The organism is Georgenia sp. Z1491 (assembly GCF_057652395.1).
On the sequence record NZ_CM172729.1, the window covers coordinates 542,461 to 568,325 of the forward strand.

General features: G+C 72.3%; 21 protein-coding genes and 3 tRNA genes. 17 read left to right on the forward strand and 7 right to left on the reverse strand.

The features are described 5' to 3' along the window. Window positions 1–22 precede the first annotated feature (22 nt). Complete coding sequence (locus AC24HA_RS02560) at window positions 23–1,273, reverse strand: diacylglycerol/lipid kinase family protein (protein ID WP_425710108.1); 1,251 nt, start codon at window positions 1,271–1,273, stop codon at window positions 23–25. An 85-nt stretch (window positions 1,274–1,358) separates the two neighbouring features. Next, entirely contained in the window at window positions 1,359–1,673 is a 315-nt protein-coding gene (locus AC24HA_RS02565; protein WP_425710109.1) for a YbjQ family protein, read from the reverse strand. Between the two features lie 137 nt (window positions 1,674–1,810). On the opposite strand from AC24HA_RS02565, the gene serS reads away from it, so the two are divergent. From serS to AC24HA_RS02595, 6 genes are all read left to right on the forward strand, one after another. Further along, complete coding sequence (serS, locus tag AC24HA_RS02570) at window positions 1,811–3,085, forward strand: serine--tRNA ligase (protein WP_425710110.1); 1,275 nt, start codon at window positions 1,811–1,813, stop codon at window positions 3,083–3,085. Further along, window positions 3,082–4,407, forward strand: a complete 1,326-nt coding sequence (locus AC24HA_RS02575) for an HAD hydrolase family protein (protein ID WP_425710111.1) — start codon at window positions 3,082–3,084, stop codon at window positions 4,405–4,407. Before serS ends, AC24HA_RS02575 begins: the two co-directional genes overlap by 4 nt. A gap of 230 nt (window positions 4,408–4,637) precedes the next feature. Beyond that, complete coding sequence (locus tag AC24HA_RS02580) at window positions 4,638–6,035, forward strand: ABC transporter substrate-binding protein (protein ID WP_425710112.1); 1,398 nt, start codon at window positions 4,638–4,640, stop codon at window positions 6,033–6,035. A 4-nt stretch (window positions 6,036–6,039) separates the two neighbouring features. Next, on the forward strand, window positions 6,040–7,401 hold the full coding sequence (locus tag AC24HA_RS02585) for an ABC transporter permease subunit (RefSeq protein WP_425710113.1): 1,362 nt from the start codon (window positions 6,040–6,042) through the stop codon (window positions 7,399–7,401). Continuing rightward, the gene (locus tag AC24HA_RS02590) at window positions 7,398–8,405 is read left to right on the forward strand and encodes a carbohydrate ABC transporter permease (RefSeq protein WP_425710114.1); all 1,008 of its coding nucleotides are present in this window, start codon (window positions 7,398–7,400) and stop codon (window positions 8,403–8,405) included. The genes AC24HA_RS02585 and AC24HA_RS02590 overlap by 4 nt, the downstream gene beginning before the upstream one ends. 149 nt (window positions 8,406–8,554) lie before the next feature. Continuing rightward, on the forward strand, window positions 8,555–10,015 hold the full coding sequence (locus tag AC24HA_RS02595) for an ABC transporter substrate-binding protein (protein WP_425710115.1): 1,461 nt from the start codon (window positions 8,555–8,557) through the stop codon (window positions 10,013–10,015). Between the two features lie 93 nt (window positions 10,016–10,108). Here AC24HA_RS02595 and AC24HA_RS02600 read toward each other — a convergent pair whose 3' ends face one another. Beyond that, window positions 10,109–11,077 (reverse strand): NAD(P)H-quinone oxidoreductase, encoded by a 969-nt coding sequence (locus AC24HA_RS02600; protein WP_425710116.1) that lies wholly within the window; start codon window positions 11,075–11,077, stop codon window positions 10,109–10,111. A 113-nt stretch (window positions 11,078–11,190) separates the two neighbouring features. Here AC24HA_RS02600 and AC24HA_RS02605 point away from each other — a divergent pair. Further along, window positions 11,191–11,273, forward strand: a tRNA-Ser gene (locus tag AC24HA_RS02605). 86 nt (window positions 11,274–11,359) lie between these two features. Continuing rightward, a tRNA-Ser gene (locus AC24HA_RS02610) sits at window positions 11,360–11,448 on the forward strand. Window positions 11,449–11,675: 227 nt separating this feature from the next. Here AC24HA_RS02610 and AC24HA_RS02615 read toward each other — a convergent pair. Further along, on the reverse strand, window positions 11,676–11,846 hold the full coding sequence (locus tag AC24HA_RS02615) for a helix-turn-helix domain-containing protein (RefSeq protein WP_425710117.1): 171 nt from the start codon (window positions 11,844–11,846) through the stop codon (window positions 11,676–11,678). Window positions 11,847–12,067: 221 nt separating this feature from the next. Between AC24HA_RS02615 and AC24HA_RS02620 the strand changes: the two genes are divergently transcribed. Further along, complete coding sequence (locus tag AC24HA_RS02620; protein ID WP_425707922.1) at window positions 12,068–12,457, forward strand: hypothetical protein; 390 nt, start codon at window positions 12,068–12,070, stop codon at window positions 12,455–12,457. 178 nt (window positions 12,458–12,635) lie between these two features. On the opposite strand, the gene AC24HA_RS02625 is transcribed toward AC24HA_RS02620, so the two are convergent. Continuing rightward, on the reverse strand, window positions 12,636–13,340 hold the full coding sequence (locus AC24HA_RS02625) for an SPOR domain-containing protein (protein WP_425707923.1): 705 nt from the start codon (window positions 13,338–13,340) through the stop codon (window positions 12,636–12,638). 222 nt (window positions 13,341–13,562) lie between these two features. Between AC24HA_RS02625 and AC24HA_RS02630 the strand changes: the two genes are divergently transcribed. After that, entirely contained in the window at window positions 13,563–14,306 is a 744-nt protein-coding gene (locus AC24HA_RS02630) for a hypothetical protein (protein ID WP_425707924.1), read from the forward strand. Between the two features lie 66 nt (window positions 14,307–14,372). On the opposite strand, the gene AC24HA_RS02635 is transcribed toward AC24HA_RS02630, so the two are convergent. Next, window positions 14,373–16,412, reverse strand: a complete 2,040-nt coding sequence (locus tag AC24HA_RS02635) for a hypothetical protein (protein ID WP_425707925.1) — start codon at window positions 16,410–16,412, stop codon at window positions 14,373–14,375. Window positions 16,413–16,750: 338 nt separating this feature from the next. Here AC24HA_RS02635 and AC24HA_RS02640 point away from each other — a divergent pair, with 338 nt between their 5' ends. The 7 genes from AC24HA_RS02640 to AC24HA_RS02670 all read left to right on the forward strand — a co-directional run bounded on the left by AC24HA_RS02640 (window position 16,751) and on the right by AC24HA_RS02670 (window position 24,899). After that, window positions 16,751–17,653 carry a sulfurtransferase gene (locus AC24HA_RS02640; RefSeq protein WP_425707926.1) on the forward strand — a complete coding sequence of 301 codons (903 nt, stop codon included), beginning with the start codon at window positions 16,751–16,753 and terminating at the stop codon, window positions 17,651–17,653. 252 nt (window positions 17,654–17,905) lie between these two features. Then, window positions 17,906–19,018, forward strand: coding sequence for a hypothetical protein (locus AC24HA_RS02645; protein WP_425707927.1), 1,113 nt, complete (start codon window positions 17,906–17,908; stop codon window positions 19,016–19,018). A gap of 245 nt (window positions 19,019–19,263) precedes the next feature. After that, a complete protein-coding gene (locus AC24HA_RS02650; protein ID WP_425707928.1) occupies window positions 19,264–20,250 on the forward strand; it encodes a hypothetical protein in 987 nt (328 codons plus the stop codon). 207 nt (window positions 20,251–20,457) lie between these two features. Then, window positions 20,458–22,011 (forward strand): SLC13 family permease, encoded by a 1,554-nt coding sequence (locus AC24HA_RS02655; protein ID WP_425707929.1) that lies wholly within the window; start codon window positions 20,458–20,460, stop codon window positions 22,009–22,011. Window positions 22,012–22,142: 131 nt separating this feature from the next. After that, window positions 22,143–22,215, forward strand: a tRNA-Arg gene (locus AC24HA_RS02660). Between the two features lie 231 nt (window positions 22,216–22,446). Next, window positions 22,447–23,055, forward strand: a complete 609-nt coding sequence (locus AC24HA_RS02665; RefSeq protein ID WP_425707930.1) for a MarR family winged helix-turn-helix transcriptional regulator — start codon at window positions 22,447–22,449, stop codon at window positions 23,053–23,055. Continuing rightward, window positions 23,052–24,899 carry an MFS transporter gene (locus AC24HA_RS02670; RefSeq protein WP_425707931.1) on the forward strand — a complete coding sequence of 616 codons (1,848 nt, stop codon included), beginning with the start codon at window positions 23,052–23,054 and terminating at the stop codon, window positions 24,897–24,899. Before AC24HA_RS02665 ends, AC24HA_RS02670 begins: the two co-directional genes overlap by 4 nt. On the opposite strand, the gene AC24HA_RS02675 is transcribed toward AC24HA_RS02670, so the two are convergent. Next, window positions 24,862–25,848 carry an alpha/beta fold hydrolase gene (locus AC24HA_RS02675; protein WP_425707932.1) on the reverse strand — a complete coding sequence of 329 codons (987 nt, stop codon included), beginning with the start codon at window positions 25,846–25,848 and terminating at the stop codon, window positions 24,862–24,864. The genes AC24HA_RS02670 and AC24HA_RS02675 overlap by 38 nt on opposite strands. Window positions 25,849–25,865: the final 17 nt, after the last annotated feature.

Here is a 25,865-nt window from a genome sequence, read left to right on the forward strand (position 1 = left end):
CCTGAGCCGGGCAGGAACCCGCTCACTCGTCGAGCTTCTCGGGGTGTCGTTCGGCCGGCTCGCCCGGCACGTGCTCTCCCTCGCGCGTCTGCAGGCGGTCGGCCGGGACCGGGTAGCGCATCTGCAGCGCCCCCTGCTCGACCCGCACCTCGATCGCCCCCGAGGTGCTCAGCAGGTCGCCGTCGAGCTGGACGTGTGCGGTGTCCTGGGCCGCGACCCGGATGCGACGCGCGGGCTTGAACAGCAGCTCGCTGCCGGGCAGGTCGCCCGTCCGCCGCCGGCCGGCCCGCTGGGCGAGGACCGACAGGCCGAGGTTCGCCCAGCCGACGAGGCCGAAGCGCGTGTCGACCGTCACGACCTCGAGCACTCCGTCGTCGAAGCGCGAGTCCGGGGAGAGGACGAGGTTGCCGGGCAGCAGCCCGCAGTTGGCGAGCATGACGGTGCGGACCTTGAGGTCCTCGGGCGCGGCGTCGTCGACCGTGACCGAGACCTTCAGGCGCGACTTCACCATGTTCTTCACGCCGCCCACGAAGTAGGCGGCCCAGCCGATCCGCGACTTCAGCTCGTCGCCGGTCTCGCGGACCATGTCGGCGTCGAACCCGAGCCCCGCGATGACGGTGAACGCGTGCCAGCCGTCGCGGCCGGCGTCCGCCTCGTCTGCAAGGATCCCCTCGGCGTCGCCCGAGCGGTCCCGCCCCGCGTCCTCGACCCGCAGCCAGCCGACGTCGACCGGGCGCGGCTCCTCCGAGGTCGCGATCCGCACGAGCTGGTCGGTGTCCTCCAGCGGCAGGCCGAGGTTGCGGGCGAGCAGGTTGCCCGTGCCGAGCGGGATCACGCCCATCGGGGTGCCGGTGCCGGCGAGGATCTCCGCGACCGCCCGGACGGTCCCGTCACCGCCTGCGGCGACGATCGTGCTCGCCCCGGCGCGCAACGCCTCGGTGGCCTGGCCGCGTCCCGGGTCGTCGGCGGTCGTCTCGTACCAGAGAGGCTCGGCACGCCCCTCGCGCCGGGCGGCCTCCTGGAAGTGCCGGCGCAGCTCGTCGGGATCGACGTTCTTCGAGGGGTTGACGACGACGGCGACCGGCGGCGGGACGGGGCGGCCGGCCCTCGCCGCGGCCTCCTCCCGGGCGGCCCGCTCCTCGTCCAGCAGCCGAGCTGCCTCCGCGTTCGCGGCGGCCGACTCCCGCTCGAGCGCGCCGCGCCTGCGCGCGACGGAGACCGTGACGAGGAGGGTGGGCAGCGCGACGACGAGCGCGACGACCAGGACGATCAACCATTCCGAGGGCACACCTCACGGTAGCCCGGAGCGCACGGTGCGGCGCGGCGGTGGGCGCGTGCCTCCCGTCGCCCGACGAGGATCAGGCGATGCGCACGGCGGTCCCGGAGGCGGTCACCATCATCATCCCCTGGCCGACCGACTCGTAGTCGATGTCGACACCGACGACCCCGTTCGCGCCGAGCTCGATCGCACGCTGGACCATCTCCCCGAGCGCGGACTCGCGGGCGCCACCGATCTCGCGCTCGTAGCCCTCGGAGCGGCCGCCCACGAGGTTGCGGAACCCGGCCCCGATGTCCTTGAACATGTTGATGCCGACGACCGTCTCCCCGGCGACGACGCGGATGTACTCCGCGATGTTCGCGTTCTGGATGGTCGCTGTGGTGGTGACGATCATGGGACACCCCTCGTGCCTCGGTGGGACGGATGGACGGACGGGCCGCACGCGGTCCGCCGGACATCCTGGCACCGCTCGCGACACCACGGCAGGGTCCAGGGCGGGGAGGTGTTCCCGGTCCGGCATAGGCTCGGGGCATGATCGATGTGCGTGCCCTGCGCGAGGACCCCCAGACCGCGCGCGACAGCCAGGTGTCCCGAGGTGCGGATCCGGGTCTCGTCGACCGGATCCTCGAGGCGGACCAGGCGCGTCGCAGCACGCTCGGTGAGTTCGAGTCGATGCGCGCGGAGCACAAGGAGTTCTCCCGGGGCGTCGGGAAGGCCTCGCCCGAGGAGCGGCCCGCGATCCTGGCGCGCGCCAAGGAGATGGCCGCGGAGGTCTCCGCCGCGCAGGAGCGCGCCGACGCCGCCGCTGCCGCCGCGGACGAGCTCCTGTGGCAGATGCCGAACATCGTGGCGCCGGGCGTGCCCGCCGGCGGCGAGGACGACTACGAGGTCCTCGAGCACGTGGGCACCCCGCGGGACCTGGCCGCCGAGGGCGTGACCGTGCGCGACCACCTCGACATCGGGGAGTCGCTGCGCGCGATCGACGTGCGTCGCGGCACCAAGGTGTCCGGCGCGCGGTTCTACTACCTCACGGGCATCGGTGCGCGCCTCGAGCTCGCGCTCCTCACCCGCGCGGCGGACCGCGCCGAGGAGGCCGGCTTCACGCTCATGACCACGCCGACGCTGGTCGGCCCGCAGATCATGGCCGGCACCGGATTCCTCGGTGCCCACGCCGACGAGATCTACCACCTGCCCGCGGACGACCTGTACCTGACGGGCACCTCCGAGGTGGCGCTGGCCGGCTACCACGCGGACGAGATCGTCGACGTCTCCGCGGGCCCGCTGAGGTACGCGGGCTGGTCGACCTGCTACCGCCGGGAGGCCGGCTCCTACGGCAAGGACACCCGGGGCATCATCCGGGTCCACCAGTTCAACAAGCTCGAGATGTTCTCCTACGTCCACGCCGAGGACGCCGCCGAGGAGCACGCCGCGCTGCTCGAGCTCGAGCGGGAGATGCTCGACGCCGTGGAGCTGCCCTACCGGATCATCGACACCGCGGCCGGGGACCTCGGGCAGTCCGCTGCCCGCAAGTTCGACTGCGAGGCGTGGCTGCCCAGCCAGGAGCGCTGGATGGAGGTCACGTCGACGTCGAACTGCACGACCTTCCAGGCCCGCCGCCTGGGTACCCGCGAGCGCGGGGAGACGGGCACGACGCCGGTCGCCACCCTCAACGGCACCCTCGCCACGACCCGGTGGATCGTCGCTCTGCTGGAGAACCACCAGCAGGCCGACGGCTCGGTCCACGTGCCCGCGGCGCTGCGTCCCTACCTCGGGGGTCGCGAGGTCCTCACGCCGGTGGCTGCGTGACTCCCCGCGACGACGAGGCCCTCGTCGCCACGCCCGCCGGGGACCACGCGATCCTCGACGCCGGGGCGGACACGCTGCCGGTCGAGCAGGACCAGGCAGGAGGTACCCGGACCGACGGCGAGACCCGGGCCGACGGCGTCACCCGGGCCGACGGCGGGAGCGACCTCGGGCCGGCCGGCGCCACGGTGGTCGACGAGGAGGCCGACGCCGACCTCGTCGACGGCGAGGAGGACCTCGACGGCACGGACCTCGACGTCGACGAGGCCGACCTCGAGCCCGACGCGCACGAGGCCGGGCCCGCGGACCCCGACCTCGAGAACGGGACCGACGTCCCCGACGAGGCCCCCGACGACGATCCTGCCGTCGGTGGTGAGCGCCGTCCGGGAGGTCGGACCGCCCCCGCCGTCGGGGCCGCGCTGACCAGGGCCGCCTCCTGGGCGCGGTCGGTGGTGCGTCGACGCCCGCGCCCCCACCCGCTGGTCGAGGCCGTGTCCGCGCTGCCCGAGGCGGGGCCGGAGCTCCTCGTGGCGCTCGACATCGACGGGACGATCCTCCACCACGACACGACCCTGTCCCCGCGCGTCGCCGAGTCCGTCGCGGCGCTGCAGGACACCGGCACCCACGTCATGCTGGCGACCGGACGCTCGGTGTTCGCGACCGTCCCCGTGGCCCGCCAGCTGCGCCTCAACAGCCGGTACGCGATCTCCTCCAACGGCGCCGTCACGGTGCGGCTCGACGAGGACGCGCCCGACGGGTACGAGCTCGACCACGTCGTCACGTTCGACCCGGAGCCGGCCCTGCGCGCCCTGCACCGGGCGATCCCGGACGGGGTGTTCGCCGTCGAGGACGTCGGCACGGGCTTTCGCCTGTCCTCGCCCTTCCCACCCGGCGAGCTCGGCGGGGAGTGGGAGCTCGTCGACTTCGAGGACCTGTGCTCGCGCGAGGTCACCCGGCTCACGGTGCGGGCCGCGCACCTCGACGCGCAGACGTTCCAGGAGGCCGTCCACTCGGCCGGCATGCAGTCGGTGACCTACGCGATCGGCTGGTCGTCGTGGGTCGACGTCGCCCCGGAGGGCATCTCCAAGGCGACCGCTCTCGAACGCGTCCGCGACCTCCTCGAGGTCGAGACCACGGCGACGGTCGGCGCGGGGGACGGTTCGAACGACGTCGAGATGCTCTCCTGGGCCGGGCTCGGGGTCGCGATGGGCGGGGCCCGCGCCGAGGTCAAGTCCTACGCCCGGGCCGAGGTCGGCCCGGTCGAGGCCGACGGGCTCGCCGACCTGCTGGACCTCCTCGCCCGACCCCGCCGCTCCTCCCGCTGACGTCGGTCCGCCGGACCTGCGCACCGCCCGCTGACCTCGGTCCGTCGCCCCCGGCGCACCGCCCGCTGACTCCGGTCCCTCGGACCTGCCGGCGCCCCCTCGGGCGCTCCCCGCGACCTCCCCGGGCCGTGACTGGTTCGAGACATCGAGATGGCCTCCGATGCAGCGCCCGAGGCCTACGCTGACCGGGATCATGGTGTGCATCACCGGTTGGCCAAGGAGGGCGAACAATGGCACGAGGCATGGGGCGACGCCGCAGCATGGCGGTCGTCGCGGGTCTGACCGCGGCAGCGATGCTCGCGGCCTGCGGTGGCGGTGCGGACGACGACTCGGAGGACACCGGCGACGACGGGTCGTCCGAGAACGGCTCCGACGGCGGTGACAGCGGTGACGGCGGCGGCGCCGAGCTGCCCGAGCTCGAGGGCTACGCGGACCTCGGCGGCGAGACGCTCGTCGTGGCGTCGGACTGGTCCGGCGCGGAGCAGGAGAACTTCGAGATCGTCCTGGACGCCTTCGAGGAGGCGACCGGCGCCGAGGTCACCTACGAGTCCTACGGCAACAACGTGGCGACGACGATCGGCACCCGGGTCGAGGGCGGCAACCCGCCGAACCTCGCGCTCATCCCGCAGCCCGGGCTCATGGACCAGCTCGCTGCCGACGGCAACATCGTGCCGCTGTCGGAGGACACGCTCGCCGCCGTCGAGGAGAACTACGCGGAGACGTGGATCGACCTCGGCTCGGTCGACGGCGAGGTCTACGGCGTCTGGTTCAAGGCCGCCAACAAGTCGACCATCTGGTACAACACGCAGGTCTACGAGGATGCGGGCGCCGAGGTGCCCGAGACCTGGGAGGACTTCGTCTCCACCCTCCAGCTCGTGTCGGACTCCGGCGTGCCGGGCCTGTCCGTGGGCGCCGACGTCGGCTGGCCGCTGACCGACTGGTTCGAGAACGTCTACCTGCGCACCGCGGGCCCGGAGATGTACGACCAGCTCGCCGACCACGAGATCCCCTGGACGGACCCCAGCGTCGTCGAGGCGCTGGAGACCCTCGCCGAGGTGTGGAGCAACGACGCGCTCCTGCTCGAGGGCGGCGGCCAGCGGTCGTTCCCCGACTCGGTCACCTCGGTGTTCTCCGACCCGCCGGAGGCCGGCACCGTCTTCGAGGGAGACTTCGTGGCCGGCAACATCGCCGACCAGACCGAGGCCGTCGTCGGCGAGGACGCCCTGTTCTACCCCTGGCCGACGATGAACGACTCCGCCCCGTCCGTCATGGGCGCCGGCAACGTCGCGGTCGCGTTCGACGAGAACGAGGCCACGTCCGAGCTCATGCGCTACCTCGCCTCCCCGGAGGCCGCGAACATCTGGATCGAGCTCGGCGGCTTCACCTCGCCGAACCAGAACGCGGACCTCGACCTCTACCCGGACGAGATCTCCCTGGAGATCGCGCAGAACCTCGTCGACGCCGAGGTGTTCCGGTTCGACCTGTCCGACCTCGCGCCGTCCGCCTTCGGCGGTACCGAGGGCGAGGGCATGTGGCAGATCCTCATCGAGTTCTACACCGACCCGTCGGACCCGGAGGCCACGGCCCAGGCCCTCGAGGACGCAGCGGCCGCCGCGTACGGCGGCTGACGACGTGACCTCGGCCGAGACCACCGCGGCCGAACCTCGCGGGGGGCGCGCACGGCGCGCCCCCCGTTCGGGGTCCCGGCAGTGGCTGGTCCTTGTCATCCTGCTCGGGCCGGCGGTCCTCGTCCTGGGGGCCCTGGTCGCCTACCCCATCGTCTACTCGATCACCCGGGGCCTGTTCGACGCCTCCGGCGACACCTTCGTCGGCCTGGGCAACTACGTCGACATGTTCACCGACCCGCAGACCTTCCGGGCGCTGCGCAACAACGCGATCTGGGTGCTCGTCGCGCCGGCGGTGTGCACGGTGCTCGGCCTCGTCTTCGCGGTGCTCATGGAGCGCATCCGCTGGCAGACGGCGTTCAAGCTCATCATCTTCATGCCGATGGCGATCTCCATGCTCGCCGCCGGCGTCATCTTCCGCTCGGTCTTCCAGCAGAACCCGGACATCGGCCTGGCCAACGCCGTCATCGTCTCCGTGCAGGAGATGGTCGGCGCCGAGTCCACGTCCTACCCCGATGCGCGGCCGCGGCCCGAGGGCCCGGTCGCGCTCGAGGAGACCGGTGAGATGACCTCGACCGAGGAGATCGCCGCGGGGTCCGTCGTCGAGGTCCCACTTGTCGGCATCTCCGAGGAGAGCCGGCCCGACGACGCCGTCGACGCCGTGACGGCACCCGCCCCGGGCGCGGACCAGGTCACCGGAACGATCTGGTTCGACTTCATCGTCGGCGGCGGCGGGACGAACGGCGAGGTCGGCGACGGCAAGCCGGGCCTCGGCGGCATCGACGTGGTGCTCACCGACGCCTCCGGGGCCGAGGTCGGCACCGCGGTCACCCAGGACGACGGGACCTTCGTCGTCGAGGGCCTCGATCCCGGGGCTGAGTACACGCTCACGCTCCCGGCCACGAGCTTCGCCCCCGGCGCCGCCGGCATCGACTGGCTCGGTCCGGGCCTCATCACGCCGGTGACGATCCTCGCCTACGTGTGGATCTGGGCCGGGTTCGCCATGGTGATGATCGCGTCCGGGCTGTCCTCGGTCGACCGCTCCCTGCTCGAGGCCGCCCGCACCGACGGCGCCAACGAGTGGCAGGTCTTCCGCAAGATCACCGTGCCGCAGCTGGCGCCGGTGCTCATGGTCGTCATGGTCACGCTCGTCATCAACGTGCTGAAGATCTTCGACCTCGTCTACGTCATCCCGCCCGGGGTGTCGAAACCCGCAGCCGACGTCATCGCCACGCGCATGTGGACCGTGTCCTTCGGCGGCGGCAACAACCAGGGGCTCGGCTCGGCGCTCGCGATCTTCCTGCTGCTGCTCGTGCTGCCCGCGATCCTGCTCAACATCCGCAACTTCCGCCGAGGAGGTCAGGCATGACGGCCGTCGTCGGCACCACGCCGCCCGTGGACGGTCCGGACCGCGACGACCGTGCCGACGTGGGCGGACCCGGCAGCGGTTCCGGCGGAAGCGGCGGTGCCCCCGGGAGCGGCGGCGGCGCCCCGCTGCCGCCCGCCACCCCGCCCGGATCACGTCCCGGCGGGGGCTCGCGCGTCACGCGGTTCCTGGGCCGCGGCATCGTCAACGTGGTCCTCGTCGTCGTGGCGCTGGTCTGGCTCGTGCCGACCGTGGGCCTGTTCTTCTCCTCGCTGCGCAGCTCGCAGGCCAACGCCCAGTCCGGCTGGTGGGCGGGGTTCCTCGACCTGTCCCAGTTCTCGATCGACAACTACCGGGGCCTGCTCCAGGCCGACTGGATCATGTCGTCCCTGTGGAACACGGTGCTCATCGTGGTCCCGTCCACCCTGCTCGTGGTGGGCCTGGGCGCGATGGCGGGCTACGCGCTCGCGTGGGTGCGGTTCCCGGGGCGGGACTGGCTGCTCATCGTCATCATCGCGTTCATGGCGGTGCCGCTGCAGGTGGCGTTCATCCCGCTGGCCCGCCTGTTCGGCGACATCGGGATCTTCGGCTCCGTCACGGCCGTAGTCCTGTTCCACACCGCCTTCGGGCTGCCGTTCGCGGTGTTCCTGCTGCGCAACTTCTTCATGCAGATCCCCAACGAGATGCTCGAGGCCGCACGGATCGACGGGGCGAGCGAGATGCGGATCTTCGTGCGCATCGCCCTGCCGCTGGCGATGCCGTCGATCGCCTCGCTCGCGATCTTCCAGTTCCTGTGGTCCTGGAACGACATGCTCGTCGCCCTGCTGTTCGCCTCCCCGCAGAGCCAGCCCATCACCGTGGCCCTGCAGTCCCAGCTGCGGCAGTTCTCGTCGAACATGGACGTGCTCTCCGCGGGCGCTTTCCTGTCGATGATCGTGCCGCTCATCGTGTTCTTCGCCTTCCAGCGGTACTTCGTCAGCGCGCTCATGGCGGGGTCCCAGAAGTAGCGGCCGCTCCGGCTCCGTGCCCCGGGGGCGGCGGACGCGTCGTGACGTTCCGCGCCCCGGGGCGGTCGGACGCGTCGTCGGCCTCGTGCCCGGCTCGCCCTACGATGGCGTGGCGCTCCCGGGAGAGGGGGCGCGCGGAAGGGCGGACGATGGCACGGAGCACGAGGCGACGTCGAGGTGCGGCGCTCGCCGCGGGACTGGCCGCGGCGACGCTGCTGGCGGCGTGCGGCGGGAGTGCCGACGACGCCGAGGACACCTCCGAGGAGCAGGGCACCGCGGAGGACCCAGGCACGGCCGACGAGCCGGACGCGGCGGGCCCCGCCGAGGCCCCGTCGTCGGGCCCGCCGGAGGCCGGCTCGGACGGCCCGCCGGTCCCCGAGGACGTCGAGCTGCCCGAGCTCGAGGGGTACGCCGACCTGTCCGGACAGACCGTCGAGGTCGCGACCCCCTGGACCGGCCACGAGCGCGACCGCTTCGACGAGGTCGTCGTCGCGTTCGAGGAGGCCACCGGGGCCCGCGTCGACCAGCTGGGCCTCGGCGGCAACCCGGTTCTCGCGATCACCGAGAGCCTGGACAACGGCAGGCCGCCGAACATCTCGTTCGTCGGCGACCGGGGGCTCGTCGAGGCGCTGGCCGAGGACGGCAGCATCGTGCCGCTGCGCGAGGAGACGCTCGCGAGCGTCGAGGAGAGCTACGCGCAGACGTGGATCGACCTGGGCTCCGTCGACGACGAGGTCTACGCCGTCTGGCTCGAGGCCTCGACGAACTCCCTGTTCTGGTACGACACCGCCGCCTATGCCGAGGCCGGCGTCGAGGCTCCCGAGACGTGGGAGGAGCTCGGCGAGGCGCTGCGAACGGTCTCCGGGACGGGCGTCGCGGGGCTGGCGGTCGCCGTCGACCTCGGCTGGACGCTGACGGACTGGTTCGAGAACGCGTACCTCCGGGTGGCCGGCCCGGAGGCCTACGACCAGCTGGTGGCGCGGGAGATCCCGTGGACCGACCCGAGCGTGGTCGACACCCTCGAGCTCCTCGGCGAGCTGTGGAGCGACGAGGAGATCGTGCTCGAGGGCGGCGCCGACCGCACCTACCCGGACAGCGTGGAGAACGTCTTCGGCGACGAGCCGAGCGCCGCCACGCTGGTCGGCGGGGAGATCGTGGCCGACTCGATCGTCGGGCAGACCGACGCGGTGGTCGGCGAGGACGCCCGGTTCTACCCCTGGCCCGCGATCGAAGGCTCGGCCCCGTCGGTCGTGGGGGACGCGGCCGGTGCGGTCGCGTTCGACGAGGAGCAGGGGACGGCCGAGCTCATGCGCTACCTCGCCTCGCCCGAGGCGGCGAACACCTGGATCGAGCTCGGCGGTTCGCCCGCACCGAACCGGCAGGCAGACCTCGACCTCTACGACGACGACGTGTCGCGAGAGCTCGCCCAACAGATCGTCGACGCCGAGGTGTTCCGCCTCGACATGTCCGGCCTCATGGCGCCCGACTTCGGGTCGAACCAGCTCGAGGGGCTGTGGCCGATCCTGTCCGACTTCTACGACGACCCCTCCGACCCGGAGGCCACCGCACAGGCGCTGGAGGACGCGGCCCTCGACGTCTACGGGTACTGACGCGGGCGCGGGGGCGCCCAGACGCCGCCGTCCGTCGTCGTCGGGCCGTGCGTGTCCCGGTCCCGTGCGGCGTGGCGCCGTCCTACCGCCCGGTCAGACGGTGAGCAGGATCTTCCCGAACGCGCCGCCGGCCGCCATCACCTCGTGGGCGCGCCCGGCCTCGGCGAGCGGGATCCGCTCGGCGATCACGGGCACGACCCGGCCGTCGGCGACCCATGGCCACACGCGCTCGCGGACGTCGTCGATGAGTGCCGCCTTCGACGCGCGGGAGCGGGTGCGCAGCTTGAGGGCGCTGATCGTGCCGGACCGGGCGAGCAGCGCGCCGAGGTCGATGGGCCCGGTCGCGCCGTCGAGGACGCCGATGACCATGATGCGCCCGCGCTCGGCGAGGACCGAGATGTTGAGCTCGAGGCCGCCGGCACCCAGGACGTCGAGCACGACATCGACCCCGCGGCCGTCGGTCGCGCCCAGGATCTGGTCCGCCACGTCGTCGGAGCGGTGGTCGACGGCGACGTCCGCGCCGAGCTCAATGCAGCGGGCCGTCCGCTCCGGCCCGCCCGCGGTGGTGACGACGCGCGAGCCGTAGGTGTGGGCGAGCTGGATGGCGATCGTGCCGACGCCGCCCGACCCACCGTGCACGAGCACGGTCTGCGACGGCGCGAGGTGGCCCTGCTCGACCATGTTGGTCCAGGCCGTGCACACCGACTCGGGCAGCGCGGCCGCGTCGACGAGGTCGACGGAGTCGGGGACCCTGAGCAGCTGCCCCACCGGCAAGACCGCCTTCGTCCCGTAGCCGCCGCCGGCGAGCAGCGCGCACACCCGGTCCCCGACCTGCCAGCCCTCGACGTGGTCGCCGAGCACGCTGATCGTGCCCGAGCACTCGAGGCCGAGCACGTCGGACTCGCCCTCGGGCGGCTGGTGGCCGCCCCGCACCTGGAGGAGGTCGGCGCGGTTGACGCCGGCGGCGACGACGTCGACGAGGACCTCGCCCGCACCGGGGACCGGGTCGGGGGTGTCGACGAGCTCGAGCCGGCCGTCGTCGGTGACAGTGATGGCGTCCATCCGCCCATCGTGCCCCAGGCGCTCACGAGATGTGGCGGAACCGGATCGACCGGATCGTAGGATGGTCCGCGGCCCGCTCGGGGGCGGGCCGCAGGCCCGGCGGTGCCGGGCGAGGAGGGTTGACAGAGCGGCCGAATGTGACGGTCTTGAAAACCGTTGTGGGAAACCACCAAGGGTTCGAATCCCTTACCCTCCGCGGCGGTGGTGACGAGTCTCGCGCGTCCGGCGTGCCCTCTGCTTTGGAACGGTCGCGGGTGTCCGGGTACCCTGGACGCTGCATCTGGAGACGTCGCATAGTCAGGCCTAGTGCGCATCCCTGCTAAGGATGTAACGGGGTAACCCGTTCGTGGGTTCAAATCCCACCGTCTCCGCGTGTGTGATGTCCCAGGACATCGAGAACGGCTGAACCCCCGGTGTCGGGGGTTCAGCCGTTTTTTCGTTGGTGGCCGGTGGCCGGCCGCGGCTGAAGCCCGGGGGTGAGCTCTGCGAGGGCCGCGGCGCCCCGTTATTGCTGCGCGAGGCGTGTCGAGAGGGCGCCGAAGTGCATCCGGACGGCCTGTCAGATGAACAGTGGCGCCCTCTCGACGACTCGGCGCGCTCAGGTGCGTGGTCGGCGTGAGCGGGGCTGGTAGGCGGCCTCGCCCTCGGTGAGCCAGCGGTGGTGGAGTTTGTGGACGAGGGACTTCGACACCCCGTAGCGGGCAGCGACCTGCCCGTAGGAGAGCTTCTGGACGGTGACCGCTTTGATGAGGACCTCGTACTTCGCCACCGTTCACGATGTCGTGGGACATCCGATCCCGACAGGGGGCAGTCGTTCACGATGTCTGGGGACACCCGTTCACGATGTCCTGGAACCAGACACCACCGTCTCCGCGTGTGTGATGTCCCAGGACATCGTGAACGGCTGGACCCCCGGTGACCGGGGGTTCAGCCGTTCTTTCGTCGGTAGGTGTGTGCGGGATCCAGGGTGAACCCGCCTACCGTGCAGCCATGCAGGGAGAGCAGCGGGCCGCGGCCGACGACCTCGTGGTGGAGTTCGACCGTGATCCGGTCGCGGCGGGCGACGACGCCATGTCACACGGTCAGTCGTGGCGGATGGCGGCCGGCTCCGACTTCGAGGACGTCATCCGGGCCTGCGTGTCCCAGCTCGCCTCGGTCTTCGGCACCGTCGGGTGGCTGCTGACCTGCTGCTCGCGTGGTCGAGACGTGCCGTTCGCCTTCCTCCTGGTCAGCCCGCGCACAGGGGTCGTCGTGCACCGGCTCAGGGCGATGCAGCACAAGACGCCCGCCTGGCACGCCGGCCAGAACGGCGGGGTGCTGCGCGTCTACGCGCAGTACCACTCGGGCGCCGCGCCGACGCCGCTCGGATCCCGGCGATGACGGCAGCGCTCACGACGGCGAACCACACGGTGGCGAGGGCCGCCGGACCGGTGCCGATGATGCTGCGCGGCTCGGGGTCGGGCCCGGCGTGGCGCGTCGAGAGGGCGCCGAACTGCACGAACGGAGGCCGATTCGTGCACCTTCGCGCCCTCTCGACGAGAGGAGCGCCCCGGCCCGGTCAGCCGGCCGCGAAGAAGCGCGCCGTGTCCTGCTCGAAGTTGAACGACTCCTCGATGCGCCAGACGCCGCCCTCGATCGCATCCACCCGCACCATGGCGCAGGAGTTGCCGGTCACGGTGCCGCCCTCGTAGACCTCGCCGGCATCCATGAGCGGGCTCGGCACGACGCCGCAGTACCCGGAGTAGGTCACGGCGTCCGTCCCGACGAACTCGATGCTGAGGTCGAGCCAGGCGGTGCCGGACTCCGAGCCCAGGTAGGTCGCCGTGATCGGCACGACGACGAAGTTGTGGCCGTCGTCCGGCGGGTCGTTGAACATGTTCTCGTTGGCGATGGTCTGGTTCGCGTCGTCGACGGTCGACCCGACCTGGATCTCCCAGTCGCCTACGCGCACGGCCGTGTCGATCGGTGCGGGCGCGTCGCGCGAGACCCCGACGTCGTCCCCCTCGCCGCCGGAGGGTGCCGGTTCGCTGGTCGGTGCCGGTTCGGTGGTCGGTGCCGGTTCGGTGGTCGGGGCGGGTTCGGTGGTCGGCGCCGGCTCGGAGCTCGGGGCGGGCTCTGACGACGGCGCCGGGGGCTGCTCGGTGGACCGTTCGACCTCCGGGGTCTGCGGCGCGACGGCCGTCGGGATGTCGGGCCCGCCGCAGGCGGCGAGCGACGCCGCGGCAAGGGCGGGAAAGGCGAGGGCGGCGAGTCGGCGACGCACAGGGTCTCCTAGGGCGGGTTCTGCAGAGGATGGCCACATGGTCCCACCACCGCGCGGCCGGGGGGACGGGTTGAGATGGCGATCACGAGGCGGAGGCCCCGCACACGGTCGCCTGGCGCGCGCCTGCGCACTGCTAGCGTCGCGCCGGGAGCGGGCTCGCCCTGCGACCGCCCGGCGCGACCAGCGAGGCCGGCCCCACGAACAGGACGAACGGACGGACAGATGAGCAGCTACGGCGGTGGGTACGGCCCCCAGCAGGGCGGAGGTCCCGGCGGTGGCTACGAGGACCAGTTCAACCGGGCGTACGGCAACCCGCCGCAGGGCGGTCAGCCCCAGCGAGGCTACGGCGCTCCCCAGGGAGGCTACGGCGCTCCGCAGGGAGGCTACGGGTCTCCCCAGGGAGGCTACGGCCAGGCTCCGGGGAACCCCTACGCGCAGGGTGATGGAGTCATGCCGGGGCGGCAGCAGAAGAGCACCACGGGTCCCAAGGTCGTCACGTTCATCGGTATCGGGCTCATCGTCCTCGCGATCGCCGGGGTCGTCTTCGGCATCTCGCGCATCGGCAGCCTCGTCTCCGACGCCGACTTCGAGACCGTGGGTGCCGGCGGTGCACAGATCGAGGCCGAGGCGGGCGAGGAATGGGCCCTCTACGCCTCCGACGGCGGATCGCCCGAGGCGCGGACGCAGTCCTGCGAGGTCGTCGGGCCCGACGGCGCGAGCGTGCCCCTGTCGACCACCGGCACCGACATCTCGGTCAACGAGTACGAGCTCGGGCACCGCTTCACCACCCCGCAGGCCGGCACGTACTCGGTCACCTGCGACCAGAGCGCGTTCGTCGGGCACAACATCGGCGCCGGCGAGATCGCGGCGCCGATCGTCGGGCTCGTCGGCGGCATCCTCGGTGGCATCCTCGGCGTGGTGATGACGATCATCGGCGCCATCTGGTGGATCAGCCGGCGCACCTGACCTCTCCGTCGGCCGGAACGCGCGCCCGCACGGCCGCGCGCCGAGCTGCCGCGGCCGGGGTCGCCGTCACCCGGCGGCGACGTAGCGGACGATCTCCTCCTCGACCAGGTCCTCCGTCTCGGGGTCCTGGGTCCACCCGGTCGTGCGGACCTCCCAGTGCCCGGCGGCGCCCTCGTGCTCGCGCATCTCGAGGCACACGTCGTGGGTCACCGACCCCGCGGTGACCACCGCGAGCCCGGTGCCGAGATCCCAGGAGCACTGGGCGTGGGAGTCCCCGTACGCGGCGGGGTACCCGTCGTCGGGGATCCAGGCGAGGGTCACCTCGTCGAAGGCGCCGGCCGGCACCGAGGACGTGTTGGTGACGATCACGGTCGCCCCGAGCCGCGTCCGACCGCTGCGCAGGGGCTCCTCGTCGTCGACCGCGTGCCCCCGGATGCTCGCCGGACCGACCTCGACGACCCACAGTCCCGCCCGCACGGGCGTGCCGGCGGGCGCCGGCCGGTCCTCGTCGACTCCGTCCTCGGGGTCGACCACCGGGATCTCGAGGGGATCGAGCTCGGTCGCCGCGGCGTCGGTCGCGACGTAGCGGCGCGGGGCGGTGCTGTCGGGCCCGTAGCTCGTGACCTGCCAGGCGCCGCCGTCGACGACGTCCTCGCCGACCTCGACGCAGAGCACCCCCGAGGCGTGGCCCCGTGGGCTGCCGCCGCGCGAGCTCTCGAGATCGTCGACGTCGAACTCGTCGTCCGAGCCGTAGCTGCAGGGAGAACCGGTGGCCCGGTGCAGCCGGCCGTCGCGGTCGACGTAGGAGACGTCGAACGAGTACCGGTTCCAGGTGTCGATGACGCCGGAGGCGTCCTCGACGACCTCGATGTCGGCGAGGACGAAGACGTGCCCGTCCCGGGCCTCGCTCTCGCGGTCGTGGTCGCCGAACCCGATGACGTCGTCGGTCTCGGCCGGGCCGATGGTCACGGTCGTGTGCCCGACCTCGAGCGGTCTCCCGGCCGGCGCCGGCTGCTCCCGGGTGATCCCCTCGGTGCTCCCCGGCTCCGGCGCGGTCGACGCGGCCAGGAGCTCCGGCGTCGGCTCGACCCCGAGCTCGACGTACCGGTAGGAGCCCTCCCAGCCCACCGAGCCCTCGGCGAGCTGCCACCGCCCGCCGGCCACGATCTCGGTCGGGACGGACCGGCACAGGGAGATCTCCGCGGTGCCACCCGGCTGGATCGGGCCGAGGGGGTCCGTGGGCCGGCTCAGCGGCGTGCACTCGGGGACCTGCGGGTGGGCGAGCCCGGTCGAGTCGACGAACTCCAGGCCGCCCAGGGCGGGCCGCACCGGCTCGGTCCCCAGGTTGGTCACGGTCAGCGTCGTCCCGATGAACATGTCGCCGGGATGGGGGACCGGCTCGTCCCCGTCCTCGTCGGGCAGGAGCTCCGGCGCCAGGTCGGTGGGCCCGACCGCGACGGCGATGTCTCCCACCCGCATCGGCGTGCCGCTGGCGGCCGGCAGCTCGATGCTGCGGCCGGCCAGCGGGTCCACCACGGGCAGGGGGCCGAGCTGGCCCGGCGCCTCGGCGGCGAGGCGCACGTAGCGGCGCTCCTCGGCATCCTCGACGCCGTCGGCGACGGCCCACACCGCACCCTCGAGCCCGTCGATCGGTACGACCGTGCACCAGCGTGCGGTCAGGCGCTCGCCGGGCGCGACGGCGGGGGAGCCGACCACCGTCGCCTCGCCCTCGCAGGCGCTGCCCGGGTAGGAGGCGCCGGCCGCGGTGACGAGCTCGAGCCCGAACCGGGCGCCCGGATCCAGCGGGCCGTCCGCCTGGTTGACGGCGTCGACCACCACGGACACGATCCGTTGGTCGTCGCCGGGAGCCGCGACGAGGTCGACGCCGGCGACGGGCTGCCTGGTCGCGTCGTCCTCGGTCTCGCCGAGGGTGACGGCCCACCCGCCGACGGTGACGGTCGATCCCATCGGTGCGGCCTCCTGCCAGGAGGGGCCCGCCCGGGTGGGCGACGGCCGGAGGGCGACCTCGGGGGCGGCGGAGCACGCGGTCATCACGAGGGCGCCGACGAGCGCCAGGGCGGGGACGGCGGGGCGTTTCCTGGGCATGGTCTCCACGGCTCAACTCGGTCGGCTGCCGACATTGTGGCCGCGCGTCGGGGACGAGGAGCGGATTCCGACGGGGAGGTGGACCCGTACCGGCACGGTCGCGGACGACGTCCGCTCGCCGGTCCGGCCCCGACCGCGCCTCCCGGTGGTCCACATGGCGGGACCTGGCGGGGGCGGACCCACGAGGGCCCCGTTCCCACCTAGCGTCGACGGCGTGGAACTCGTGCTCGTGCGCCGGCTCTGGCTCGACCAGGGCCAGGCCCGCTCCCGCCGATGTCGCTGACAGCGCTTCTTCAGCGCTGCCGACCCGACACCCCCACCCACACCCAGGAGCGCCCATGACCACCACCGGCACCACCGACCCGACCTCGATCGCCCGACTCGTCTCCGCCACCGAGCTCGCCGAGCTGAAGGACCGGCCCGGCGTCGTCGTCCTCGACGCGACCTCGATCATCCACCACCCCGAGGGCGACGGCTTCTACGACGCCGAGACCGGCCGCGACGTGCACGAGAACGGCCACGTTCCCGGCGCCGTGTTCGTCGACCTGCTCGAGGAGTTCGCCGACCGTTCGAACCCCGAGTTCTGGACGGCCCTGGCGCCCGAGGAGTTCGCCGAGAAGATCGGCGCGCTCGGCATCGGTAACGACACCACCGTCGTCGTGTACGACCAGGGCCAGGGCATGTGGGCCACCCGCCTGTGGTGGAACCTGCGCTACGTCGGTCACGACGACATCTACGTCCTCGACGGCGGATTTCCCGCCTGGGAGGCCGCGGGCCTCGAGGTCGAGACCGGTCCGACCCCGGCACTGCCGCCGCAGAGCTTCGTCGCGCACCCACGCCCCGAGCTCTACGCCTCCGTGGACACCGTCGCCGCAGCGATCGACGACCCGACCAAGGTGCTCGTCAACGTCCTCGACCGGCGCACCTACACCGGCGAGCGGCAGACGTTCTCTCGCGCCGGTCGCATCCCCGGCTCGAAGCACGTGTTCTGGGGCGGGATCATCGGCGAGGACGGACTGGCCGCCGAGGTCGACCAGGTGCGTTCGACGGGCGACGCGGCAGAGGTCATCGACGGCGAGCCCTCGATCATCACCTACTGCGGCGGCGGCATCGCGGCGACCTACGCCGCCTTCCAGCTGGCACGCGCCGGCCGGGGCGACGTCGCCGTCTACGACGGGTCCATGACCGAGTGGGCCAACAACCCGGCGCTCCCGCTCGAGACGGGCGAGCCCGTCTCCTGACCCGGAGCGACGCCGGCACGCCCGCCGCCTGACCAGGAGCGATGCCGGCGGATCCCGCCCGGCCCGGACTGCGCCCGGCCGCGAGAACGACCGCGGCCGGGCACAGTCGTGCGATGCCGCCCAACCGTGACCGACCGGGCCTGTACCGGGCGATCCCGCGGGAGTACGTTCCTGAGATCGGACCGGCACGAGCCCGCCCGACCGCCCACCGGGGCCCGGTGACGTGCCTCGAGGATCACGCAGGAGTGAGCCATGGGGATGCATCGTGAGACCGGGACGAGTCCGCCGAGAAGGTCACTGAGGGCCGGGGCGGCGTCCGCGCTGACCCTGGGCCTGCTGGGGGTGGGCGCGCCGTCGGCCGTGGCCGCGGGCGAGGGCAACGACGACTTCGGGGAGATGTACTTCCTCAACGACGAGTGGACCGGCACCGCCAACCACGAGATCCCGTTCAGCCTGCCTGTCGAGATGGTGTTCATGGGCGACTGGGACGGCAACGGGACGGACACCTTCGCCCGGCAGCGCGGCAACGTCATCGACTACGTCAACATCCTCGGTCCCACCGAGTTCGACGGCTGGTTCACGTTCGGCCGCACGTTCGACACCCTGTACACGGGCGACTGGGACGGCAACGGCACCGAGACCTTCGCGGTCCGCCGCGGTAACCGGTACCTCATGCGCAACACCCTGACCCACGGCGTGGCCGACCGGGTGGTCCACTACGGCCGCGCGGACGACGTGGTGCTCGTGGGTGACTGGGACGGCGACGGCGTGGACACGTTCGGCGTGCGGCGGGGGAACACCTACTTCCTGCGCAACTCGCAGAGCTCGGGTCCGGCGGACATCGTCGTGGACTACGGCCGCTCGGGGGACGAGGTGCTCGTGGGTGACTGGGACGGCGACGGGCGCGACTCGCTCGGCGTGCGTCGAGGCAACACCTACTACCTCGACGACGAGATCGCGCCGGGCGCCGCCGAGATCGTCCTCGACTACGGGCGAGCCGGCGACAGCGTGCTGGTGGGCGACTGGGACGGCGACGGCGACGACACCCTCGGGGTGCGCCGGCCCGGCCCGATCGAGGACGTCGTGCTGCGGGCCGCGCGCGCCGCCTCCGCCGGGGACCGGCCCCTGCTCGACCACCTGAGCAGCGACAACGGCGAGCAGTGGCTCTGGTACGCGTTCCAGGAGTTCTCCGACCCGCCGCAGTGGCCGACCAGTGTGACGGGCTGCAGCCCCGAGCCCGGCGGTGTCTTCGTGTGCGCCGTCCGCTCCGACGACTACCCGGTCGCGATCGGTCACGCCTACGTGGCGCCCGACGGGCGGACCACCTGGCAGGTCATCGACTACGCCATCGTCGCGGACTGGTGAGGGCCGACGGGCTGCGGAGGTGAAGGTCACGATAAGGTCACGCATCCGTCAAGGGAGCGTACTCCTTCGGCCGGTCCCGCGCAGCCCCTACCGGTGGCCAGGTCAGGCGTTCCCGCGACCGAGCGTTGTCGCGCACCGGGTGGTCCGACACGGTCGTGGCGCTGGGCCGGCACCTGCCGGCCCGGCGCCACGACTCGGGGGGCCGGTCGGTGCTCCGAGGACGCCACACTGGAGGGACATCAGCAATGAGCACCCACCGCACACAGATCGCACCCGCACGACTGCGCCTCATCTGCGCGGGACTCGCGACGACCGGTCTCGTCGCCGCCGGTGCCATCGCGGCGCACGCGACCGGCGGCTCCAACGACGAGCTCGGCGAGGGCTACTACCCGAGCAACTCCTGGTCGGAGACGGCCGACACCCGGTTCACGTTCGGCGACGCCACCTCCTCGGTGTTCGTCGGCGACTGGGACGGCGACGGCGCCGACAGCTTCGGCGTCCGTCGCGGCAACGAGTACCACCTGCGCGACACGCTGAGCGCGGGGCCGGCGGACACGACGGTCGCCTACGGCCGCGCGGACGACACGGTCCTGGTCGGTGACTGGGACGGCGACGGGCACGACACGCTCGCCGTGCGCCGCGGCGCCGAGTACTTCCTGCACAACACGCTCGAGTCCGGTCCCGCGGACGAGCACGCGATCTACGGCCGGGCGGACGACACGGTCCTGGTCGGTGACTGGGACGGCGACGGCGCGGACACGCTCGGCGTGCGCCGCGGCATCAGCATCTACCTGCACGACGAGATCGCCACGGGGCCGGCCGAGACCGTCCTCGACTACGGGCGCCTCGACGACGGGCTCGTCGTGGGCGACTGGGACGGCGACGGCGTCGACTCGCCCATGGTGCGGCGTGCCGACTTCATCCGCGCGGCGGTCCGGGGCGCGACGCTCGCCGCAGCGGAGGGTGACGCCGCCGAGCTCGAGGCGTACACGGACGCCGCGGGCTACGACGAGCTCTGGTACGCGTTCCAGGGCTTCTACGACCCGCCGCTGACGCCGTCCAGCATCGAGAACTGCCACCAGTCGTTCGACACGGGTGTCATCACGTGCGACGTCTACTCGGACGACCACGAGCGGCCGATCGGGCGTGCCGAGGTGGCGCCGACCGACGTCGGGACGTTCGAGGTGGTCGGCTACGAGATCTACGCCGACTGGGAGGGCTCGGCCCCGTAAGGGCCGGCCCGCCCCGACGTGCGGCGCGGGCCCGGCACGATCACGGTGCCGGGCCTGCGACGCGCCGACGGAAGGCGATGACGCAGATCCTGTGACGCGCCTCTCCCGCTGGTAGGTTCGCGAGCGACCGGAACCACGCAGCGGTGCGTGGCGGGGGCCCGGCCCACGCCTGCCCCCTGCCGCCTGCGACGACGCAAGGAGCAGCTCGTGTCCACCCCAGAAGTCAAGGAGAGCACGTCGCGGGCCGCCGGCCTCGACGATCTCCCCGCCGACCCCAGGACCCGCAACCGACGATGGATCGGCCTCGCGCTCGGCGTCGTCGGCGCGTTCGTCATCTACTTCATCTTCCCGAAGGAGCTGTCGGCCGAGCTGGTGGCCACCCTGACGGAGAACGAGATCGAGCCGTCGGGCCACCACATCGCCATCACGGCGGCGGTCGCCGTCCTCATGGGCGTGTGGTGGATGACGGAGGCGATCCCCCTGGCGGCCACCGCGCTCGTGCCGCTCGTGGCCTTCCCGGGGCTGGGTGTCGTCAGCATCGGCGACACGGCCGCGCCCTACGCCTCGCCGACGATCTTCCTGTTCCTCGGCGGGTTCTTCCTCGCCCTGACGATGCAGCGGTGGAACCTGCACCGGCGCATCGCCCTCGGGGTGGTGCTGGCGGTCGGGACGAAGCCGAAGATGCTCGTCCTCGGTTTCATGGTCGCCACCGGGTTCCTCACCATGTGGGTGTCGAACACCGCCACCGCCGTGATGATGATGCCGATCGGGCTCTCCGTGCTGGCGCTGGTCGGCACCCTGAGGGGCGACGACACGAAGAGGTCGAACTTCGGTACCGCGCTCATGCTGGGCATCGCCTACTCGTCGTCGATCATGAGCGTCTCCACGCTCATCGGGACGCCCCCGAACGCGCTGCTCCGAGCGAACCTCGCGGACAACTACGACATCAACCTCAACTTCGGCACGTGGATGCTGTTCGCCACCCCGCTGGCGATCGTCTTCACGCTCCTGTGCTGGCTGCTGCTCGTCAACGTGGTGTTCAAGCCGGAGATGAAGGAGATCCCGGGCGGCCGTGAGGTCATCCAGGAGGAGTACCGCAAGCTCGGTCCGATGAGCCGCCAGGAGAAGATGACCCTCGTCATCTTCGCCGGAGTCGCCATCTCCTGGGTGACCGTGCCGCTGGTCTGGCCCGAGTCGAACTTCAGCGACGAGGTCATCGCGATGATCCTCGCGCTCGTGCTGTTCCTCGTCCCGGCAGACGTCAACAAGGGCGTCCAGCTCCTCGATTGGGACACCGCCAAGGAGGTCCCGTGGGACATCCTCCTGCTGTTCGGCGGCGGCCTGTCGCTGTCGGCCGCCTTCACCGCGACGGGGCTGTCCCAGTGGATCGGTGAAGCCGCGGGCGGGCTCGAGGGAGCGCCGGTGATCCTCATCGTGGCCGGCGTGACGGCCCTCGTCATCTTCCTCACGGAGATGACGTCCAACACGGCCACCGCCGCGGCGTTCCTGCCCATCATGGGCGGCGTCGCCACGGGCATGAACGTCGACGTCATGCTGCTCATGGTGCCCGTGGCGCTTGCCGCGACCTGCGCCTTCATGCTGCCGGTGGCCACGCCGCCGAACGCCATCGTCTACGGCTCCGGCTACATCAAGATCTCCCAGATGGTGAAGGCCGGCCTGTGGCTCAACCTCTCGGGGATCGTGCTCATCACCCTCACGGTGATGACCCTCGGCAACTGGGTCCTCGGCATCGCGATGTAGGCGGTCCGGGGGAGGGGGCCGGCACGCCGGCCCCCTCGCGCCGGCCACCCGGTCGTGGTGAGCACACTCACGGGGACGGGGGCGGCTGCGGTCCCCGGGCCGTTGTAACCTGGTCCCTGCCCTCGTGGCGTGCGCCCGTAGCTCAATGGATAGAGCATCTGACTACGGATCAGAAGGTTGGGGGTTCGAGTCCCTTCGGGCGCGCAGATGCCCCGGTCGCGTATGCGGCCGGGGCATTCGTCATTCCCGGGGACGTCCGGCCCCGCCACCAGTGTGGCCCGGCCGCTCCGATGGCCCCGCCGGCCCGTTCGATCGCCCTCCGGTCCCCGGCCTCGTCCGCTCCGGCGAGCCCGCCCGACCATGGCCGCGACCCGCCCGATGTGCCCCGGCTCACGACTAGTTGCATGTGGCAAACAAAAGCGTAATATCGGGACTGTGCCCGATACTTCGTCCGCCAGCTCCCGGACCCCCGACCCCGCGCCCCCCGGGCCCCCCGAGGACCGCGGAGCCGTCGTCGCCGATCTCGTCCTGGCCGTGCTCGAGGCGGGGCGGGTCACCCGCGGCCTGGGGGAGGCCGTCAACAAGCACACCGGCATCCACCGCGCCAACTACCTCACGCTGCTGCGGATCCAGGAGTTCGACCGCTCCCGGATCTCGGACATCGCGGCGGGCCTCGAGCTCGACGTGTCGGTGATCTCGCGGAAGATCGCCGCCCTCGACGAGCTCGGCCTCGTCTCCCGCAGCCCGCACCCCGACGACGGCCGCGCCCAGGTCGTGTCCGTCACCGAGCTCGGGCGCGCCACCATCGCGGAGAACCGCCGGATCTACACGGAGGCGGTCGGGCGGCTCACGGCCGACTGGGACACCGACGACCTCGCCACCCTCGCCGCCGGCCTCCACCGCCTCGGTTCGCACCGGCCCGAGGCCGCCGTCGCGGACACGGCGGAGGACGCCGGGGCGGACGCGGACGGCGGGGCGAGCACGAGCGAGACCGCCGACGCCACCGGCGCGAGTACCACGACGACCGACACGAAGGACCGGTGAGGGAGACGACGAGCTCCAGGACCCCCACGAATCCCGCGGCACCCGGCGCCCGGACGAGCGCGCGCCAGTCCGGGCGCAGGCCGAAGGACCTCACGCGGAAGAAGATCTACGCCGGCCTCACGCAGGCCGAGGCGGAGGCCGCGGAGGCGGAGCACCGCCGGATCATGGCCGTGCTCACCGGCCTGCTGCTCACGCAGTTCCTCGGGATGATGGCCAACACGATCGTCGGCAACGCGATGCCGGTCATCGCCGCCGAGGTCGGCGCGCGGCCGGACCAGTACGTCTGGATCATCACCTCGGCGATCCTCGCCAACACGGTGATGACGCCGATCGCGGGCAAGCTCGGCGACCTCTTCGACAAGCGCCTCATGCTCATCGCCTTCATCGGCGTCTTCGTGCTGGGCTCGCTGCTGAGCGGCCTCGCGGTGGACGCCGAGATGCTCATCGCCACCCGGATCCTGCAGGGGATCGGCATGGGTGGCCAGGTGATGATGTCGATCATCATCATGGCGACGATCATCCCGCCGAGGAAGCGCGGCAGGTACAACGGCTACCAGGGCGCCGTCATGGCGGTGGCCACGGTCTCCGGCCCGTTCGTCGGCGGCGTCATCGTCGACACCCCGTGGCTCGGCTGGCGCTGGTGCTTCTTCGTGATGATCCCGTTCATGCTGCTCGCCGCAGCGGTCGTCGGCTCGCGTCTCAAGCTCCCGCCGAACCCACGCACCGGCAGGGCCCGGATCGATTTCCTCGGCGCGGCCATCATCGCGGTCGGCTCCACGCTGCTCCTGGTGTGGATCTCGATCGGTGGCACCACCTTCGAGTGGGCGTCGTGGCCGTCCGCCCTCATGCTCGGCGGCGCGATCGTCCTCGCGGTGCTGTTCGTCGTCGTCGAGCGGCTCGTGCCCGAGCCGCTCATCCCCCTGCACATCCTGGGGTCGCGCACCACGGTGCTCGCGATCGTCGCCTCGCTCGGCGTCGGGGGGATGATGTTCGGCTCCAACGTCTTCCTCGGCCAGTACTTCCAGTACGGCCGCGACTACTCGGCCACCGTCGCCGGCTTCCTCGGGCTGCCCCTGATGTTCGGTCTGCTCATCGCGTCGACCTGGTCCGGCCGGGTCGTCACGGCCCGCGGCACCTGGAAGGGCGTCGTCATGTGGGGGATGGGTCTGATGACGCAGGGGACGTTCCTGTTCGGCACCCGCGTCCACCAGGACACCTCGCTCCTGCTGACGTCGCTGTTCCTGTTCGTCGCGGGCTGGGGCATGGGCATGTGCCTGCAGAACCTCGTGCTCGCCGTACAGAACACGGTCGGCCTCCGGCACATGGGTGCGGCCACCAGCTCGGTGACGTTCTTCCGCAACCTGGGCGGCGCGATCGCCATCCAGGTCTTCGGCATCCTCTACGCGCGGCAGGTCGCGAGCCACATGCGCGACGCCGGCGTCACCATGCCCGGCGGCGACGCCTCCGGGAGCACGCTCGACCTCGCCGGCCTGCCCGACGACGTCGAGGTGGTCGTGCGTGCCGCCTACGCCGAGGGCATCGGACCGGTGTTCCTCTCGATCTTCGCGCTCGCCCTGGTCGGCTTCGTCGCGACGATCTTCATGCGGGGCACCTCCCTGCGCGACACGGTCGACGTCGAACGGGCGACCGGTCCGGCGGGCCCCGTCGTCCCCACGTCCGGCGCGTCCGTGACCACGGCACCAGCGGGACTCACGCCGCCCGAGGCCGACGCGACCCTGCCCGACGGCGACGTGAACGACGTCGTCGGCCCCTCGGACCGCACCGACGATGAGCGGGTGCCGGCTCTCAGGGGGTCCACGGGCGCGAGCTCGCCCAGGCGATGACCTCCGAGGTGTAGAAGGAACGGGCCGGCTCCGGGGACAGCGCGAGATCGTGGATCCCGCCCGGGACCTCGAGGACGTCGACGCGGTCCCCCAGCAGGGAGACGCTGCGCCGCATCGTCGTCACGTCGAGCACCACGTCCGAGGACGACAGGTCCGCAGGGCCGGGATCGACGCGGGCGCCGGACCGTCGCGACATCGCCATCAGGACCGGCTCCGCGACCGTCGCGCGGCCCGCCTGCACGGCCCGCTGCGCGCGCCGCACGGCCCGGAAGAAGCCCGCGTGCACGGGCATCGTGTCGGTCGGCTTGAGCGACGGCGGGACCTTCCACCCGCCGCCGTCCGGGTCCGTCAGCCAGGCGCCGTACGTGCCGGTCAGCGAGGAGATCGGCAGCCGGGGTGCGAGGGGGGCGAGGCGGTCGATCACGGCGGTCGCGACGACGTCGGTGAGCGGGCCGCGGCCGAGGTCGAGCCAGGGCGAGTTGAGGATGACGCCGTCGACGGCGCCGGGGTGGTCGTGCGCGAAGAGCACGGCCTGCAGCCCGCCGGTCGAGTGGCCGAGCAGGACGACCTCCTGGGCGCCCTCGCTGCGGGCGAGGTCGACGGCGAGGCCCACCTCCTCGTGCCGGACCGACATCATGCGGATGTCGTCGCGCACCTGCCCGGGCCGCAGGGATCGGCCGGACCGTCGCATCTCCAGGGCGTAGAGGTCCCAGCCCGCCTCGTGCCAGGCGTGCTCGTGCTCGGCGTGGAAGAACGTGTCGATGAACCCGTGCAGGTAGACCACCGCGCGGCCGTGCCGGCCCGTGCCCTCGTGGTGCACGATCGTGGCGACGTCGCGCACCCGACGCGAGTGGCCGCCGTCGGTCAGGGAGAGTCCGACCGTGCGGGAGACGTACGGGTCGCCGAGGACGTCGGCGGTGGGGGCCGAGAGGTCCGCGGTGGTGGTCACCGGGGGAGTCGACACCA

Coding starts and splice junctions, on each gene's coding strand:
- AC24HA_RS02650 (WP_425707928.1), top strand. CDS start 19,264: ATGAGCACCCACCGCACACAGATCGCACCCGCACGACTGCGCCTCATC.
- serS (WP_425710110.1), top strand. CDS start 1,811: ATGATCGATGTGCGTGCCCTGCGCGAGGACCCCCAGACCGCGCGCGAC.
- AC24HA_RS02565 (WP_425710109.1), bottom strand. CDS start 1,673: ATGATCGTCACCACCACAGCGACCATCCAGAACGCGAACATCGCGGAG.
- AC24HA_RS02635 (WP_425707925.1), bottom strand. CDS start 16,412: ATGCCCAGGAAACGCCCCGCCGTCCCCGCCCTGGCGCTCGTCGGCGCC.
- AC24HA_RS02645 (WP_425707927.1), top strand. CDS start 17,906: ATGGGGATGCATCGTGAGACCGGGACGAGTCCGCCGAGAAGGTCACTG.
- AC24HA_RS02620 (WP_425707922.1), top strand. CDS start 12,068: ATGCAGGGAGAGCAGCGGGCCGCGGCCGACGACCTCGTGGTGGAGTTC.
- AC24HA_RS02590 (WP_425710114.1), top strand. CDS start 7,398: ATGACGGCCGTCGTCGGCACCACGCCGCCCGTGGACGGTCCGGACCGC.
- AC24HA_RS02595 (WP_425710115.1), top strand. CDS start 8,555: ATGGCACGGAGCACGAGGCGACGTCGAGGTGCGGCGCTCGCCGCGGGA.
- AC24HA_RS02640 (WP_425707926.1), top strand. CDS start 16,751: ATGACCACCACCGGCACCACCGACCCGACCTCGATCGCCCGACTCGTC.
- AC24HA_RS02580 (WP_425710112.1), top strand. CDS start 4,638: ATGGCACGAGGCATGGGGCGACGCCGCAGCATGGCGGTCGTCGCGGGT.
- AC24HA_RS02630 (WP_425707924.1), top strand. CDS start 13,563: ATGAGCAGCTACGGCGGTGGGTACGGCCCCCAGCAGGGCGGAGGTCCC.
- AC24HA_RS02600 (WP_425710116.1), bottom strand. CDS start 11,077: ATGGACGCCATCACTGTCACCGACGACGGCCGGCTCGAGCTCGTCGAC.